The organism is Pararhizobium sp. DWP3-4, assembly GCF_049898205.1.
Lineage (GTDB): Bacteria > Pseudomonadota > Alphaproteobacteria > Rhizobiales > Rhizobiaceae > Pararhizobium.
Genome location: NZ_JAFCXF010000006.1, coordinates 399,453 through 415,046, shown reverse-complemented (window position 1 = coordinate 415,046; position 15,594 = coordinate 399,453). Strand labels below are relative to the sequence as shown.

Annotated in this window: 17 protein-coding genes; 13 read left to right on the top strand and 4 right to left on the bottom strand. The window is 59.4% G+C overall.

Annotated elements, in window-relative coordinates; genetic code table 11:
• Positions 1-128: 128 nt before the first annotated feature.
• Positions 129-1,088: a signal peptide peptidase SppA gene (gene sppA / locus ACP7E6_RS18235; protein ID WP_426231138.1), complete on the bottom strand. Its 960-nt coding sequence runs from the start codon at positions 1,086-1,088 to the stop codon at positions 129-131.
• 225 nt (positions 1,089-1,313) lie between these two features.
• Between sppA and lptC the strand changes: the two genes are divergently transcribed.
• From lptC to ptsN, 6 genes are all read left to right on the top strand, one after another.
• Positions 1,314-1,982, top strand: a complete 669-nt coding sequence (gene lptC / locus ACP7E6_RS18230) for an LPS export ABC transporter periplasmic protein LptC (protein WP_426231137.1) — start codon at positions 1,314-1,316, stop codon at positions 1,980-1,982.
• Positions 1,983-1,997: 15 nt separating this feature from the next.
• Positions 1,998-2,558: an LptA/OstA family protein gene (locus ACP7E6_RS18225; RefSeq protein WP_113313959.1), complete on the top strand. Its 561-nt coding sequence runs from the start codon at positions 1,998-2,000 to the stop codon at positions 2,556-2,558.
• Positions 2,559-2,571: 13 nt separating this feature from the next.
• Complete coding sequence (gene lptB, locus ACP7E6_RS18220; RefSeq protein ID WP_426124627.1) at positions 2,572-3,381, top strand: LPS export ABC transporter ATP-binding protein; 810 nt, start codon at positions 2,572-2,574, stop codon at positions 3,379-3,381.
• Between the two features lie 388 nt (positions 3,382-3,769).
• Positions 3,770-5,341 (top strand): RNA polymerase factor sigma-54, encoded by a 1,572-nt coding sequence (rpoN, locus tag ACP7E6_RS18215; RefSeq protein WP_426231136.1) that lies wholly within the window; start codon positions 3,770-3,772, stop codon positions 5,339-5,341.
• Between the two features lie 293 nt (positions 5,342-5,634).
• Complete coding sequence (hpf, locus tag ACP7E6_RS18210; RefSeq protein WP_060500852.1) at positions 5,635-6,210, top strand: ribosome hibernation-promoting factor, HPF/YfiA family; 576 nt, start codon at positions 5,635-5,637, stop codon at positions 6,208-6,210.
• A gap of 177 nt (positions 6,211-6,387) precedes the next feature.
• The gene (gene ptsN / locus ACP7E6_RS18205) at positions 6,388-6,852 is read left to right on the top strand and encodes a PTS IIA-like nitrogen regulatory protein PtsN (protein WP_426231135.1); all 465 of its coding nucleotides are present in this window, start codon (positions 6,388-6,390) and stop codon (positions 6,850-6,852) included.
• Positions 6,853-6,862: 10 nt separating this feature from the next.
• Here the strand turns inward: ptsN and ACP7E6_RS18200 are convergent, their stop codons facing one another.
• Positions 6,863-7,699: a helix-turn-helix domain-containing protein gene (locus ACP7E6_RS18200; protein ID WP_426231134.1), complete on the bottom strand. Its 837-nt coding sequence runs from the start codon at positions 7,697-7,699 to the stop codon at positions 6,863-6,865.
• Between the two features lie 90 nt (positions 7,700-7,789).
• On the opposite strand from ACP7E6_RS18200, the gene ACP7E6_RS18195 reads away from it, so the two are divergent.
• From ACP7E6_RS18195 to ACP7E6_RS18185, 3 genes are all read left to right on the top strand, one after another.
• A complete protein-coding gene (locus ACP7E6_RS18195) occupies positions 7,790-8,557 on the top strand; it encodes an SDR family NAD(P)-dependent oxidoreductase (protein ID WP_426231133.1) in 768 nt (255 codons plus the stop codon).
• A 23-nt stretch (positions 8,558-8,580) separates the two neighbouring features.
• Positions 8,581-9,816, top strand: coding sequence for a D-arabinono-1,4-lactone oxidase (locus ACP7E6_RS18190; protein WP_426231132.1), 1,236 nt, complete (start codon positions 8,581-8,583; stop codon positions 9,814-9,816).
• A gap of 64 nt (positions 9,817-9,880) precedes the next feature.
• Positions 9,881-10,243: a hypothetical protein gene (locus tag ACP7E6_RS18185; RefSeq protein WP_426231131.1), complete on the top strand. Its 363-nt coding sequence runs from the start codon at positions 9,881-9,883 to the stop codon at positions 10,241-10,243.
• A 58-nt stretch (positions 10,244-10,301) separates the two neighbouring features.
• On the opposite strand, the gene grpE is transcribed toward ACP7E6_RS18185, so the two are convergent.
• Positions 10,302-10,916: a nucleotide exchange factor GrpE gene (gene grpE, locus ACP7E6_RS18180; RefSeq protein WP_426231130.1), complete on the bottom strand. Its 615-nt coding sequence runs from the start codon at positions 10,914-10,916 to the stop codon at positions 10,302-10,304.
• Between the two features lie 115 nt (positions 10,917-11,031).
• Positions 11,032-12,090 carry a heat-inducible transcriptional repressor HrcA gene (gene hrcA / locus ACP7E6_RS18175; protein WP_426231129.1) on the bottom strand — a complete coding sequence of 353 codons (1,059 nt, stop codon included), beginning with the start codon at positions 12,088-12,090 and terminating at the stop codon, positions 11,032-11,034.
• A 209-nt stretch (positions 12,091-12,299) separates the two neighbouring features.
• Here hrcA and rph point away from each other — a divergent pair, with 209 nt between their 5' ends.
• From rph to hemW, 4 genes are all read left to right on the top strand, one after another.
• Positions 12,300-13,019, top strand: a complete 720-nt coding sequence (gene rph / locus ACP7E6_RS18170; protein WP_426124937.1) for a ribonuclease PH — start codon at positions 12,300-12,302, stop codon at positions 13,017-13,019.
• A gap of 3 nt (positions 13,020-13,022) precedes the next feature.
• Complete coding sequence (locus tag ACP7E6_RS18165; protein WP_426231128.1) at positions 13,023-13,418, top strand: VOC family protein; 396 nt, start codon at positions 13,023-13,025, stop codon at positions 13,416-13,418.
• A 40-nt stretch (positions 13,419-13,458) separates the two neighbouring features.
• Positions 13,459-14,103, top strand: coding sequence for an RdgB/HAM1 family non-canonical purine NTP pyrophosphatase (gene rdgB, locus ACP7E6_RS18160; RefSeq protein WP_426231187.1), 645 nt, complete (start codon positions 13,459-13,461; stop codon positions 14,101-14,103).
• 314 nt (positions 14,104-14,417) lie between these two features.
• Positions 14,418-15,593: a radical SAM family heme chaperone HemW gene (gene hemW, locus ACP7E6_RS18155; protein ID WP_426231127.1), complete on the top strand. Its 1,176-nt coding sequence runs from the start codon at positions 14,418-14,420 to the stop codon at positions 15,591-15,593.
• The last annotated feature ends 1 nt before the right edge of the window (position 15,594 follow it).

Genomic DNA, 15,594 nt, shown 5'->3' with positions numbered 1-15,594 from the left:
CCCTGTTGTGAATTTCCGTGTGATCTTAAAGCGTTAAGCCCATCCGACGGCCTTGTCCACCTCTTGTGCAGGCTTGCATGCCATTTTCAATCTTTCTAAAACGGCATGCAAAAGGCCGTCGCGTCTTTTCAGTCGCCGCCAACCTGCCAAACGGAAACCAGACCGTCAAGAAACAACTTGTCCCGGCCCAAACTTTCGAGCGCGCCAAAACCCGGAAAAGCGTCATATCCCAAGGATTTGACCAGAGCGGCGGCAGCAGATCCAAGGCCGAACGGCAAGGACGAACTCGGCGCCTTCCAATCGATAACGTCCAGTCCCATGCCAACCTTGCGGCTATCGAGGTAGGCGCGGATCTCGTCATCGCCGCCAAGTTCGTCGATCAGTTTGAGCTTCAGCGCCTGGCGGCCGGTAAAGATGCGTCCATCGGCAAGCTTGAGCGCCTCGTCGCGCGGCAATTTCCGCCGGTCGGCGACCAGATCGACGAACCAGTTGAAGCTGTCATCGATCATCGCCTGGATCACCGCCTTGGCGTCGTCGCTCGGTGGATGGAACGGCGACGGCTCTGCCTTGAGAGGCGCGGATTTGATTTCCTCAAGCGAGACGCCGATCTTGTCCATCAAGGTCTTGAACTGCGGATACTGGAAGATCACGCCGATGGAGCCGGTGATCGAGCTGTCCCCCGCCACGATACGGTCGCCGGCAAGCGCAATCATATAGCCCGCAGAGGCGGCCAGGGTCCGCACGTCGGAAACAACCGGTTTCTTCGCCGCGACCTTGCGGATGGCCTTGAACAGCACTTCGCCGCCATAGGTGGTGCCGCCCGGCGAGGAAATGGTGACGACAAGCGCCTTGACCGCGTCGGTCTCGGCGATCGTGTCCAGCCGCTCCAGCAGTTCGCGGTCGTCCTGGATGATGCCGGAAATATCGACACGGGCGATATGCGGCTGGCCGAGGCCGCCCATCGGGCCCGCGCCGGAATAGAAATAGGCAGCCATGCCAGCGCAGAGCACAACAGCAATGGATACAAGCCGCCAGAAACCGAGCTTTCGCCGAAGTTGGCGCCGGTCGGCGATGGCAAGCTGATCCATGATCTTTCCTCCTGTTCAAGGGTATCGGGGGAACGTCGCCCCTTCAACGAAACGAATAATTCAATAGCGTCAGCGCGGCCGCGTTGTAACCCGGTTTGAACAAAATTCGCGCCTCCATTGTCGTGGAACAAAAAAATCTCCATATTCGCGCTCACTCACATCACCTGGAACGCACGGCGCACGCGCCTTTGCGCCGCGATGTATTTTAAATAACGGATTTATTTCATGCTGAATGAAGTGCAGTTTTCCGGCGCCCTGCCGCATTCGGGGCCGACCTTGGCCGACGCCTATTCGGTCGCGGCGCGCCATTCGCGCCGGGTTAAGCGGCTGAAGATCATCCTCCCACTCGTTGCCGTTTTGATCGGCGCCGTTTTCGTGGCCGTGTCGGTAGTCCGCGCTTTCCTGCCGGAGAACCTGACGATCGAGAACGCGACGATCGAGAACGGCAAGATCGTCATGCAAAATCCAGCGATTTCCGGACGCAACAAGCAGGACATCAGCTATTCGATGAAAGCGAAACGGGCGCTGCAGGATATCGCCAATCCCGACATCATCACCCTTGAGACGATCCATGCGGAAATGCCCGTCAATGACACGCTGATGGCCACAGTCGAGGCGATCAGCGGCATCTATGACCGCGGACGCAATACGCTGGATATGAACGCCCCCTTCAGCATTACCATGAACAATGGGCTGATCGCCGATTTCGAAGCGGCCTATCTCGATATCAATGCCGGCGAAATGGAAACAAAGAAGCCGATTGCAATCAGCATGAAGGGCGGTTCCATTGTTGCACAGTCGCTGAGAATGACGGATAAGGGACGCATTGTTACATTTGAAGGCATGGTGAAGGTCATCGTCGATCCCAAAACCATCCGTAAAACCGCCAACTAGAAAACCGGGGCACATATGTCGGCCACTTCAGCCTTTTCCTTTCGGCTTGCCGGAACAGTTATTCTCTTGAGCCTTTTTGCCAGCGCTTCCCTTTCTCCTGCCGCCGCCCAGGCGACGACGAGCAAGATGAAGGGCATGCAGCTTTCCAACGATGAACCGATCCAGATCGAAAGCGACAAGCTGGAAATCAAGGACGCGGAAAGCAAGGCCATGTTCACCGGCAATGTGAAGGTCGTTCAGGGAACGACGACGCTGCAGGCCGGCAAAATGGTGGTTTTCTATAAAAAGGGCGGCGGCTCGATTTCCGGCGGCAATGCCGAGATCGATCGTATCGAAGTCGATCAGAAGGTATTCCTGCAATCGGGAACCCAGCAGGCGACCGCAGACACCGGCGAATTCAACATGACGGCGCAGACGCTGGTGCTGAAGGGCAAACAGGTCGTTCTGTCGGAAGGCAAGAACGTCTTTAGCGGCTGCCAGTTGAACGTCCAGATGGATACTGGCGAGGCACAGCTCGAAGCCTGCGGCGGCCGCGTCCAGATTCAGCTCGACCCGAAGTCCCAGAAAACGAATTGATGCAGACGCCCACGTGAACATTCCCTTTCTTCACAAACGCAAACGGGGCGCCAAACCTGAAGCCGCCGCGCCTGCCCGCGCCGTCGACAAGGCGCGCTATGAGGGCACGCTGATCGCGCGCGGCTTGACGAAGGCCTATCGTGGGCGCCGGGTCGTGGACGGTGTGTCGCTTGTGGTCCGCCGCGGCGAAGCCGTCGGCCTGCTTGGCCCCAACGGCGCAGGCAAGACCACCTGTTTTTACATGATCACCGGCCTTGTACCGGTTGATGAGGGCTCCATCGAGATCAACGGCAATGATGTCACGTCAATGCCGATGTATCGCCGCGCCCGCCTCGGCGTCGGCTATCTGCCGCAAGAAGCTTCGATCTTTCGCGGCCTGACCGTTGAAGACAACATTCGCGCTGTCCTTGAGGTGCACGACAAGAATCGCGAGCGGCGCGAAAGCAAGCTCAACGAACTCCTCAACGAGTTCAACATTTCGCACTTACGCAAATCGCCGGCCGTGGCACTTTCCGGCGGCGAGCGGCGGCGCCTGGAAATTGCCCGCGCGCTGGCAACCGACCCCACCTTCATGCTTCTCGACGAACCCTTTGCTGGCGTCGATCCGATTTCAGTTGCCGATATCCAGGCCCTGGTGCGGCATCTGACATCGCGCGGTATCGGCGTCCTGATCACCGACCACAATGTCCGTGAAACACTCGGCCTGATCGACCGTGCCTATATCATCCATGCCGGCGAAGTGCTGACACATGGACGGGCCAACGATATCGTCACCAACCCGGACGTCCGCCGCCTCTATCTCGGCGACAATTTCAGCCTTTAAAGCCCGCGCTCCAGCGGTTTAGGGAACCAGACCGGCGGTGGAGTAAAATCCTGCCGCTTTTGGGACAACTTCCTCTTGACCGGCAACAGGAATTACGCGAATTTTCGTAGCCCGGAAATGTTGCAACGCGGTATTATTTCCATGATGGGCATGGGATTCGACATTCCGCAGTGACGATAGCTGTTCAGCCTCGATTTGCACCGCGCCGATCATATTAGACGACCCTTGCACATAAAATGCGCGGCGTTGCCGATATTCACCTTATTTCCTGCCGCCGCTTGACCAAACCACATTAATAAGCAATTTTTGGGCCAGTTGACGAACTGGCATTTTTACCCCTCAAAAAATGGGTGCCGGCTCCGATCATCAAGGGGAGTTTTGCGTCAGAATGGCACTTTCAGCCAGCCTCTTCCTGCGTCAAAGCCAGACACTGGCCATGACGCCGCAACTGATGCAGTCGATCCAGCTGCTGCAGATGACGCATTTCGAATTGAACCAGTTCATCGAGCTGGAAGTCGAGAAAAACCCCCTGCTGGAATTCGCGGCCAATGACGACGGGCCTACCGGAGGCGACCGGAACGGCAAGGACGATCTGCATATCACCCAGGACGAACGTAGCGACCGGGACAACGCAGAGGCCACGACATTCGATCCGCTGGGCGACGTTTACGACAGCGCGACGTCTGCGACCGGCGAACGGATGAGCGAACAGCTCGATGCCAATTTCGAAAATGTCTTTCCAGACGACACGGCACCGCAGCGCGCCGATGCGCCGGAACTGCTGAGCCACTGGAAATCCATGCCCGGCGGCGGTGGGGAGAACAGCGACGGTTACGACCTCGACGACTTCGTCGCCAACCGCGTGACGCTGCGCGATTTCCTCAACGAGCAGGTTCCTTTCAGTGTGCATGGTGCAGCTGACCTGCTGATCGCCCAACACCTGATCGATCAGCTTGACGAAGCCGGCTACCTGCACGCCGACATAACGGAAATGGCCGAACGTCTTGGCTGTGCAACAGCGGACGTAGCGCGGGTGCTGGACAGCCTGCAGCAGTTCGACCCACCGGGCGTCTTTGCCCGCACGCTCAGCGAATGCCTGGCCATTCAGCTGAGAGCGCGCGACCGGCTTGACCCAGCCATGGCGGCATTGCTCGACAATTTGGAACTGCTGGCGCGGCGTGACTTTACCAGCCTGAAGCGGATCTGCGGCGTCGATGAGGAAGACCTTCTCGATATGCTTGCCGAAATCCGCAAGCTCGACCCCAAGCCCGGCACCGGTTTCGAGGCAAGCCCTTCGGAAGCGATCATGCCGGATATCGTCGTGCGTCCGGCGCAGGACGGCAGCTGGGCGGTGGAACTCAATCCCGACGCGCTGCCGCGCGTTCTCGTCAATCAGACCTATTACGCCACGGTCTCCCGTCATGCCCCGAAGAACAGCGCTGACCATGCCTTCCTGACCGACTGCCTGCAGACTGCCAACTGGCTGACCCGCAGCCTCGACCAGCGCGCCAAGACGATCATGAAGGTGGCGACGGAGATCGTACGCCAGCAGGATGCCTTCCTGATCAACGGCGTCGATCACCTGCGGCCGCTGAACCTCAAGACCGTCGCCGATGCCATCAAGATGCACGAATCGACCGTCAGCCGCGTGACCTCGAACAAATATATGCTGACGCCGCGCGGGCTGTTCGAGCTGAAATATTTCTTCACCGTGTCGATCGGATCGGCGGAAGGCGGCGACAGCCACTCGGCGGAATCCGTGCGTCATCGCATCCGTAACATGATCGTGCTGGAAAGCCCGGAGGCTGTCCTTTCGGATGACGATATCGTCGATCTCCTGAAAAAGGGAGGCGTCGATATTGCCCGCAGGACTGTGGCGAAATACCGCGAAGCGATGAACATCGCCTCCTCCGTTCAGCGCCGAAGAGAGAAAAAGGCGATGGCCAAGGTTTCCGCCTGACCGTTTGCAGCGCTTGAACACAACCCGTCAATTGCCCATATTTATCCCCGATATCCCGGCGATCAACGGGCTTTCGACCTCGAATTCTTGTTTTCTTAACTGTTTCGTTGACTCAAGCAACAACCGGTAGTATGAGGCGGCCGCAATGAGTACGGGCATAGAGCCTGCTTAAGCATATCCCTCCAAATCCAGGCCGTTCTGACGCAAATTTGTTTTGCGTGCGTGAAGTGCTTGGATGACGGATGCGGTTGGAATAGACTGGCTACGCAAATCACGAAAAGAGAGGAAACTCCATGAGTGTGCGTGTATCCGGTAAACATATGGAAATCGGCGAAACGTTTCGTCTGCGGATCGAAGATCAGATAGAACAAGCCGTAACCAAATATTTTGACGGAGGATATTCAAGCCAAGTCACTGTGGAAAAGTCTGGATCCCGCTTCAGCGCCGATTGCAAGATACACCTCGATTCTGGTGCTGCCTTGCAGGCGAGCGGCGAAGCGAACGACCCGCAAGCTGCATTTGATGCGGCGTCGGAACGGATTGCCAAGCGCATCCGCCGTTACAAGCGGAAGCTTAAGGACCACCACAATGGCAATGGCCATGCTGGATTTGCTGAAGTAGCCTACACCGTGATGGATTCAGTGCCCGACGAAGACGATGAGCTTCCGGACAATTATGCACCGACGATCGTGGCGGAAAGTTCAAAACAACTGAAGACGATGTCTGTCGCAAACGCCGTCATGGCGCTCGACATGACGGACGATCCCGTTCTGATGTTCCGTAGTCCTGGCAATGAACAGTTGAATATCGTCTATCGACGCAACGATGGAAACATTGGCTGGATCGACGCAGCCAATATAAAGAGCTAAGTGGATGATGTCCCGGGCCGGTCAGCCGGCGCGGGACGGTCTACTTTTTTCTGGTGGTTTACGCATGGAAGACCGTTGACGGTCCGCCGGTAAAGCGCCGAGAGAAAGATGGATGGGGACCGCCGTCCGGCATTTTGCCGGGCGATGCGGTTTCTACCTGCGAACGAGGACAAAAGAATGGCATTGGCAGGCTTGCTGCAGCAGAATGCGATACTTCCGGCCATGAAGGCCAATTCGAAGAAGCAGTTGCTTCAGGAATTGGCGGCAAAAGCATCCAAGATCACTGATCTACCCGAGCGTGAAATTTTCGACGTCATCCTTCAGCGCGAACGACTGGGCTCCACCGGTGTCGGCAATGGCATTGCCATACCGCATGGCAAGCTTGGCCATCTGTCGTCGATCGTCGGCATTTTTGCGCGTCTGGAATCGCCGGTCGATTTCGAAGCGCTGGACGACCAGCCGGTTGATCTGGTCTTCCTGCTGCTCGCGCCGGAAGGCGCCGGTGCCGATCATCTGAAGGCGTTGTCGCGGATTGCACGCGTGCTGCGCGACCCGGACATGGTCGCCCGGCTGCGCGCAACGGATTCCGCATCCGCCATCTACGCCTTCCTCAGCGACGACCAGGCCTCCAACGCGGCCTGATGTGGTCGCCTCAGTACAGGTTATGCTGATTGAGGTGATCGATGAAGATGCGAAACAGCTCTGCCTGGCTGGAAATGGCCAGGCGCTTGTAGATGTTCTTCCGGTGGATGCGCACCGTGCCTTCCGAAATACCCATGCTCTGCCCGATCGAGCCATTGCTGTGCCCGCGCAGGATAAGCCGAACGATATTGCGCTGCTGCAGCGTCAGCCGCTCGGCGCAGAGTTTTTCGAACGCCTCCTCCATCAGGTCATCCCGCCCAGCCTGTGCATGCACCGGCCTTTCCGCCGCATGCCGCCAGCTCGCACGGATCGCCGCCTGCACGATCGGCTCGTAGGCGCGCAAGTTGTCCAGTTCCGTATCGCTGAAACCCAGATGACCCGTCACCCGCATCAGCGAATACGTGGCGGTGACGCCGCCCTCCAGCGGCACCAGAAATCCGACCTCCTCCACCAGCGATCCCGATTGCGTCGATACACATGGGTGGACCTCGCGTGACGTGCTGAACTGCGTGTCGAAGAAATCATCCGGCGCCAGTTCCCGCATCCGCCACAGCCCGGCCGGATGGCGGTTGTTGCAGGCGACATAGAAGGGGTCGAGCAGATACGCGCCGCCGAGATAGGCGGCCCAGGCCTGCGGCGCCACATGCCGGGTGTAGCCGTCATGCAGAAGCAGCGGCCGCGCGTCATAGGGAAAGACGAACACACCGGACAGATCGAACGCCGCCGCCCGGCGCAACATCGCATCGAGCGCCGCGCCGAACCCAGGCGTCGAGAGACCATCTATCAGCGCAGCGATCTGGCGGGATTCCTCTGGCAGCAAAGGTGGTACCTCTATGTCTCTGGGCATTCTTCGGGCGATCTATCCCTTATGGGATATCGACAGCCCCCATTGCGTCAACAATAATCCTTGGAAAGCAAAATCACGAGGAGAACGGCGATGGCAGGCAGACTTTCCGGAAAGACCGCGTTGATCAGTGGAGGCGCCGGGGGATGCGGCCTTGTCGCCTCACAGCTGTTTGCCCGCGAAGGCGCCCGCGTCGGCATCGTCGATCTTCCCCGCAGCAAGGGCGAAGAGGTTGCAGCCCAGATCCGCGCCGAGGGTGGACAGGCCTTCTTCGCACCGGCGGATGTTTCGGTTTCTTCCGAGGTCAAAGCGGCCGTCAAGACCGTGGAAGACACGTTCGGGGCGATCACCGTTCTCTTCAATCATGCCGGCATCCTGGCCGTTGGGCCGTTTCTGGAAACGGAAGAAGACGAGTGGGACCGGCTGATGGCCGTCAATGTGCGCTCGATGTTCCTGATGACTAAGGCCGTTCTGCCGGGCATGCTGGCCGCCGGTGGCGGCAGTATTGTCTCGACCTCGTCGATCTCCGCCGTCGCCGCGACCCCGATGGAAGTGCTCTACGATACGACCAAGGGTGCCTGCCACATGTTTGCCAGGGCGATTGCGGTGGAGTTCCGCGACCGCGGCATCCGCTCCAACGCCGTCTGCCCCGGCTTCATTGCCACCGACCACGGCAAACGCGAGCTGGTCGGCCTTGCCAAATATGGCGTCGATGTTTCCGATGCGGCGATCGCCGCCCAGCAGGGGCGGATGTGCGATCCGATGGAGGTGGCGCAGGCTGCCCTGTTCCTGGCGAGCGACGAATCCAGCTTCGTCAACGGCACGCATCTGTTCGTCGATAATTGTTTTACGGCGATGTGAAGAACAAAGGGGAGAACGGGAACATGATGCAATCAGGTGGCCACTGGCGCAACTGGGTGGGGAATCAATCGTGCATCGTCCGGCACCGGGGGGCGCCGGACAGCGAGGCGGCTCTGGCGGATATGGTGCGCGAGGCAACCTCGAACGGGCTGAACGTGCGCTGCGCCGGCTCAGGGCATTCGTTCACGCCGGTGGCGCTGACCAGCGGACTGCACCTGACGCTGTCCGGCCTGCAGGGCATCAGCCATATCGACACGGCGCGCAAACGCGTCTCCGTCCATGCCGGCACGACGATCAACACGCTCGGCAAGGCCTTGAAGCGCAGCGGGCTTTCGATGATCAACCAGGGCGATATCGACAGCCAGGCGCTGGCAGGCGCGCTGACAACCGGCACGCACGGCACCGGCCTTACACTTGGCAACATGGCTTCGCAGATCGTCGGCATGCGGCTGGTGCAGCCGGACGGCAGCATTCTCGCCATCGATGATAGCGAGCCGGACATGCTGAACGCCGCCCGCGTTTCCATCGGCATGCTCGGCGTCATCTCCGAAATCACACTACAGGTGATGGACAGCTACAATCTGCATGAGAAGCTGTGGCGCTGCACCTTCGACGAATGCATGGAGCAACACGACGATCTGGCTGCCAACCACCGGCATTTCGGCTTCTTCTGGTGCCCCGTGCCAGAGAGCCGCCATTGCTACTGCCTGCCGGATACATCCTCGGTCTCGACCACCACAAGCCTGTCTGACGTCTGCGAGATGAAGACCATCGACATCACCGATGCGCCGCCGATGGAAAGCGCGTTCGAAAAGATCGCCTATTCCTCGGAGATCTATCCGATCGAATATGTGCCGAACTTCCACGAGCTGGAATATGCGGTGCCGGTCAAATACGGCAAGCAGGCCTGCACCGAGGTGCGCAAGCTGATGCTGGAGAAACACCCGACCTGCATCTACCCGATCGAATACCGCTTCACCGCCGGCGATGGCGGCTGGATCAGCCCGTTCTTCGAACAGGATTCGATCACGCTCTCGGTCTCCGGTCAGCCAGGCACGGACTACTGGAACTACCTGAAGGATGTCGACGATATCCTGCGCCAATTCGGCTCCCGCCCGCATTGGGGCAAGCTGCATTTCCTGGGCAGCGAGGATGTGACGGCGCTCTATCCACGCGCCGGGGATTTCCGGGCGCTCAGGAACAAGCTCGATCCGGAGGGCCGGTTCTTGAATGATCATTTGAGGCAGCTATTTGGGTGAGACCAATCCTGCGCTGCGAAAAATTTTAGGAAACGCATGCATTAATATGAGATTGGAGCAGGAAATGAAGTCCATTTTTGTATCGATTGTTTTATCAGCATTTATGCTACTTCCCGCGGCGGCAGCGGGCGATGTTTTTGTTACCGGATGTACGTCGGAGAATACGCCTGTACGGATCAAGCTCCTTGCTTCGGTTAAGGATCAGCCGGCAATTCAGGCAGCTTTTCGAAGCTTCAGCAAAAGCAAGGCGGCGAGTTGGTTCCTTGAGCAGAAAAAACATCCGAAGGGCAAAGACTGGCAATCAGCCCTGGTCTCGCTCCAAGGGCAAAGCGGTGGAAGACTTTCGGAACAAAATCCTCTTCGCGTCGCAAAAACCATTTCTTTTTCGAAAAAAGCATCGACCAAAAGGGTCTATTGCGGCGGTTAGGAAAGCGGCCACCAGCAAGAAGTGATGTACCGCCTCTTCCCAGGCACGGAAGCAACAATCAAGCTTCCGGGTTTTCTTCCGCCGCAACCACCTTCGGGCCGCCCTTGGCGACGCCGACCATGGCGGGGCGCAGGACGCGTTCGCCGATGGTGTAGCCGGCCTGGACCACCTGGACGACGGTGTTGTTCGGAACTTCTGCATTCGGCACTTCGAACATCGCCTGATGGAAGTTCGGGTCGAATTTCTGGCCGACCGGCTCCAGTTTCTGGACGCCATGACGCTCCAGCGCCGACAGCATGGCGCGTTCGGTCATCTCGACGCCTTCGATCAGCGCGTTGAAGCCGACATCGCCGGCCTCGCGCGCTTCCGCGGGGATGGCATCGAGCGCGCGGCGCAGGTTGTCGGACACGGCCAGCATGTCGCGGGCAAAGCCGGCGACGGAATAGGATTTTGCATCCTTGACGTCGCGCGCGGTGCGGCGGCGCAGGTTGTCCATTTCAGCGGCAAGGCGCAGGTAGCGGTCGCGCATGTCGGCAGCTTCAGCCTTGGCAAGCTCCAACGGATCCGGCTCGGAAACGGCGGTATCGACCTGATCATCGGCGGCTTCGGCATAGGCGGCAGCTGCTTCGTCCGCGTTCACTTCAGCACCGTGTTTGTTTATATCGTCGGTCATGACGGTCTCCGGAATGTCAATATGTCTAGGATTTGGTGTCGATATCGAGCTTTGAAGCCGAAAAATCAAGGGTACAATCGAAAGCTGCCGGAAAAACCGGCTTCTTCCCGGCCGATTACCGCGACAAACGCGACATCAGCTGCGCCGTATAGTCCACCATCGGCACAATGCGCGAGTAATTCAGCCGCGTCGGACCGATGACCCCGACAGCGCCGACGATCTTGTCGTCACTGTCCCTGTAGGGCGCCACGATCAGCGACGAGCCGGACAGCGAAAACAGCTTGTTTTCCGACCCGATGAAGATCCGCACCCCCGGCCCGCTTTCGGCCAGATTGAGGATTTCGATCAGGCTGTCCTTCTTTTCCAGATCATCAAACAGCATACGCAGCCGGTCGACATCCTCGGCGCCAGCCAGCCCTTCCAGAAGATTGGCACGGCCACGCACGATCAGCTGCGTCGGCTTGTCATCGGCCTCGCTGCCAGACCAGATGGCAAGGCCGCGCTCGACCAGATCCTGGCTCAGCGTATCGAGTTCGCGCCGGACGGTTTCCTTGACCTTCTCCAGCTGGCCGCGCACTTCCGGCAGCGTCTGTCCGGCGAGATGGGCGTTCAAGAAATTGGCGGCTTCCGTCAGTTGCGAGCTGGTGACGCCGGCCGGCAGCTCGATGATACGGTTTTCCACCTGGTCATGCTCGCCGACGAGGACCGCCAGCGCCTTGGTCGGCGTCAGCCGGACGAATTCGACATGCCGCAGCACCGGATCATTCTTGGCGGTGATGACCAACCCTGCCCCGCGCGACATGCCCGACAGCATCTGGCTGGCATCGTTCAGCAACGTCTCCACAGGCTGGTCGCGGTCGACGCGGCGCACATGCCGGTCGATCGAGGCGCGGTCCTCGGGCGACAGATCGCCCACCTGCATGAAGGCATCGACGAAAAACCGCAGGCCATTCTGTGTCGGCAGGCGCCCGGCGCTGATATGCGGCGAATAGATCAGGCCGAGGTCTTCGAGATCGCTCATGACGTTGCGGACGGAGGCCGGCGACAGCGACATCGGCAGGATGCGCGACAGGCTGCGCGAACCCAGCGGCTCACCGCTTTCCAGATAGCTTTCCACGATGCGACGGAAGATTTCGCCCGACCGCTCGTCGAGCGCCGAAAGCCTTTCCCGCATTGCAGATTTATCCAGGACCATTCGAACGCAAAAACCCATGTTGTTGAAGTCAATTGGAATATAGTGATCCCCGCCCGGATAGCAAAAGGGAAATTGGCTGGAAAACCCGCCGTACGCGCCTTTTGGCCCTCCTCCACTCTTTTAGAGCAAATGATTTCCCTTCCTCCCAAGTTAGGTTAGAAGGCTGACAAACATCACAGGAGTTCATGATGCGGCCTTCCGGCAGAAAAACCGACCAGATGCGCAAGGTTTCCTTCGAGCGCAATGTTTCCAAACATGCAGAAGGATCCTGCCTGGTGAAGTTCGGCGATACGCATGTGCTGGTCACGGCGAGCCTGGAAGAAAAGACGCCACCGTGGCTGCGCAACAGTGGCAAGGGCTGGGTTACCGCCGAATACGGCATGCTGCCGCGCGCCACCGGCGAGCGCATGAAGCGCGAGGCAGCCTCTGGCAAGCAGAGCGGCCGCACCCAGGAAATCCAGCGACTGATCGGCCGTTCGCTGCGCGCGGTGGTCGACTTGAAGGAGCTCGGCGAGCGCCAGATCTCGATCGACTGCGACGTCATACAGGCCGATGGCGGCACCAGAACCGCCTCCATTACCGGCGCCTGGATTGCGCTGCGCGATTGCCTTGCCTGGATGGAAGCCCGCAACATGATCAAGGTGGAAAAGGTCCTGAAGGACCATATCGCTGCGATCTCCTGTGGTATCTTCGCCAATCAGCCGGTGATCGATCTCGATTATCTGGAAGACTCGGCCGCTGAAACCGATGCCAACTTCGTCATGACCGGCTCCGGCGGCATCGTCGAGATCCAGGGCACGGCCGAAGGCAAGCCATTTTCCGAAGAGGAATTCGGCACGCTGCTCGGCCTCGCCAAGAACGGTATCGCCGAACTGGTGGGCATGCAGAAGCAGGCCATCGGGGGCTGAGCCATGGCCGCACCGTTCGAAGGCATTCTGGAGACGGCGCTCTATGTCGATGATCTCGATGCGGCAGAGGCGTTTTACGGCTCCGTTCTCGGCCTCGAGAAAATCAGCCGCGCCAGCAACCGGCATGTTTTCTTTCGCTGCGGTCCCGGTGTTCTCCTGATCTTCAATCCGGTGGAAACGCTGACACCGCCGCTGCCGCATGGCACGCAAGGTCCCGGGCATATGTGTTTTCGGGTAGCAGCCGGTGATCTCGATGCCTGGAAGAAGAAGCTGTCGGAAGCCGGGATTGCGATTGAATCCGAAGTGATTTGGCCGTCGGGCGCACGTTCATTTTATTTCCGCGATCCGGCTGGAAACAGCCTGGAATGCGCCGAAGCCCGTCTTTGGAATATCGACTGACACGAATGGGCGGAATGCCCGCCGGATGAGAAAGACGCAGATGCGCAAGCTTGAAGACAAGACCCTGATCGTTGCCAGCCACAATGCCGGCAAGATCCGCGAAATCCGCGACCTGATCGGCCCGATGGGCTTTGAAGCCAAATCGGCGGCCGATCTCAACTTCGTCGAACCGGATGAAACCGGCACGACCTTCGAGGAAAATGCCACGATCAAGGCACTGGCCTCGGCGAAAGCCTCCGGTCTGCCGGCGCTTTCGGACGATTCCGGCCTTGTGGTCGATGCGCTGAACGGCGACCCGGGCGTCTACACCGCCAATTGGGCGGAGACTTCCGACGGGACGCGCGATTTCACTATCGCGATGCAAAAAGTCGAGACCGCCCTCCAGGAAGCCGGAGCCACCGCCTTCGACCGGCGCACCGGCCGTTTCGTCTCGGTGCTGTGCCTCGCCTGGCCGGATGGACATGTCGAACTGTTCCGTGGCGAAGTGGAAGGCCATATCGTCTGGCCGCCGCGCGGGGACCAAGGTTTTGGTTACGACCCGGTCTTTCAACCGCTTGGCTACGACACCACCTTCGGCGAAATGAGTGCTGCGGAAAAGCACGGCTGGAAACCGGGCGATTCCGAGGCGCTGTCGCATCGGGCGCGGGCGTTCAAGCTTTTTGCCGAGACGTGCCTGAGTGCTTGAGAGGCCCAGGCCGGCCGTTTGCTCCGAATGTGGGTAATTACCCCCCTCTGTCACTCCGTGACATCTCCCCCTCAAGGGGGGAGATCATTCTTTTCCCTCAATGCCCAAAAGCCTGCGGCTAATCTCCCCCCTTGAGGGGGATATGTCGGCGTCGCCGACAGAGGGGGGTGACCCGGCTCCGATTTCAGACATAGAGATAAAAGACCAAACCATGTAAGAGGCGGGATAGCGTTTAGCGTCTCCGGTCTCTAAATGTGCAGACAACACGACCCTAACGACATCGCGCCCGAGCGCCTGAAAGACCTGAAAACAGAATGGCCACTTTTTCTTCCATCGGTGACAGCAAGGAGCCCGGATTCGGGGTCTATGTGCATTGGCCCTTCTGTGCTGCCAAATGTCCCTATTGCGACTTCAACAGCCATGTCCGGCATCAGCCGGTCGACCAGCCGCGTTTCGTCACCGCATTTCTCACCGAAATGGCGGCGATGCGGCATATGTCGGGGCCGCGCACCGTCACCAGCATCTTCATGGGCGGCGGCACGCCGTCGCTGATGAACCCTTCGACGGTCGAGGCCATTCTCGATGGCATCGCCAATCTCTGGCACGTGCCCGACGGCATCGAAATCACCATGGAGGCCAACCCGTCCAGCGTCGAGGCGACCCGTTTTCGCGGTTATCGTGCCGCCGGGGTCAACCGGGTTTCGCTTGGCGTGCAGGCGCTGAACGACCGGGACCTCAAGTTTCTCGGCCGGCTGCACAATGTCGAGGACGCCCTGAAGGCGATCGGCCTGGCGCGCGACATCTTTCCGCGCATGTCGTTCGACCTGATCTATGCCCGCCCGAACCAGACCGTCGAGGCCTGGGAACTAGAACTGAAGCAGGCCGTCTCCTATGCCGTCGATCACCTGTCGCTCTACCAGCTGACGATCGAAGAAGGCACGCCCTTCTATGGCCTGCACAAGGCGGGCAAGCTGATCGTGCCGGATGGCGAGCATTCCGCCGTGCTCTACGAGGCGACGCAGGAGATCACCGAAGGTTTCGGCATGCCGGCCTATGAGGTTTCCAACCATGCAGCACCCGGCGCCGAGAGCCGCCACAACCTGACCTACTGGCGCTATGGCGACTATGCCGGCATCGGCCCGGGCGCCCATGGCCGCCTGACGCGCGGCCGCAACAAGATCGCCACAGCGACGGAGCGCAAGCCTGAAGACTGGCTGCAACTGGTCGAGGAGCACGGCCACGGCATGGTCGAGCAGGAAGTGCTGGGCTATGACGAACAGGCCGACGAACTGTTGCTGATGGGCCTGCGGCTGAAGGAAGGCATCGACCTCGTGCGCTGGCAGGACCTGTCCGGCCGAGAGCCCGATCCGGACCGCGAACAGTTCCTGATCGAACACGGCTTTATCGAGCGGCTCGGCAATTCCCGCCTGCGCTGCACGCCGGCCGGCATGCTTATCCTCGACGCGGTGGTTGCCGATCTCGCCTGCTAGA